This window comes from Acinetobacter sp. 1125_18A, assembly GCF_052824985.1.
In genome coordinates this window covers 1-1,148 of record NZ_VTDG01000046.1, presented here as the reverse complement: position 1 = coordinate 1,148, position 1,148 = coordinate 1, and the positions used below count along the sequence as shown (strand labels likewise).

General features: G+C 44.3%; 1 protein-coding gene. It reads right to left on the bottom strand.

Going from position 1 to position 1,148, the window contains the following annotated elements; genetic code table 11:
- Positions 1-1,148 (bottom strand): phage late control D family protein (locus FY049_RS22170; protein ID WP_446084426.1); only part of this gene is annotated, 1,148 nt, incomplete at both ends.

Below are 1,148 nucleotides of genomic sequence, written 5' to 3'. Positions count from 1 at the left end.
TGTTGGAGCAAGCGATTGATTTGTTCGCTCAGGTCTTTGGGTAAGTTGTTCTGGTTATAGAATGTCTTTGACGTGATCAGAAACTCTTTGTCTGAGCCACTGTGTTGCTCTATTTCTGGGTGTTCGTTTAACTCAAACCAGTACCCCACTTGTGCATCACGTACAGTGGAGTTGGCAACGAATTGTTTAGATTGAGCATCGTAATAATGGCTGAGGTTTTGGTTAATCTTTTCAATCTGATTGTTATTTGAGGCAGTTGCTTGATCTTCACCATTCAGGTCTTGAATCCATGCTGGGCTAATATGCCAAGCCTGTTCTAAACCGAGACTGGCATTGTTTTGGTTTTGACTATGTTGGTGTTTGCTTTGAACACTGCCTGCACCCTCTTCTTGCTCTAACACATCTGCTTGCCAGCGTTGTACGTGGACAGCGGTGGGTTGTAAGCTGCGTTGTCCGATAAAGCTGGTGATGCTGTCTTGTTGTTCTGTGGCACTGCTGCGATGGAAACGGATCTTTCTTCGTTCTAACGATTTGTATTCGCTATTGTCATCCACCAAGCGCAGTTTTTGTGGCTGAATTTGAGTCGCAGAACTAGGCACAATCAATTGCGCTTCATCAATCAACCAGTTGATCCCTTCACTGCGCATCAAGCGGGTTAAAAATGCGTAGTCACTTTCGTTACTCTGCATAATGAATGGACGGATATCGTAGTCTTTTTTCAGTCCACTTTTATCGAGGCTTAGACTGGAGGCAAACAGTGGGCTTTTGTCTTGCCATTCTTTAAAGAGGGTTTCTATGACTTGCACAAACGACTTATTCATAAACACTCGGCTGTTACGGCGTTTATGCCACAATGAAGTGGCATCTTCGAGTTTGAGTTTATATAACGTTAGTGCGCCATCACTCTGCCCTTGTGCGGCCTCAGTAATCACCCCTGTGCTACGAAACAGTTGTCCATGATCTGTGACTTGATCAATGGCCACTTGGCTACCGATAAATTGTTTAAGTGGAATCACAGCCGAAGTGGCAAGGCAGATCAGTTCAACAGACACACCTTGGTTTAGACCATGTTGTCCATCGATGCGTTGTAAGAAGACTTGAGCAGTCAAATTAGGATTGCTAAATTGGATATGCAAGGCTCGTTTTTG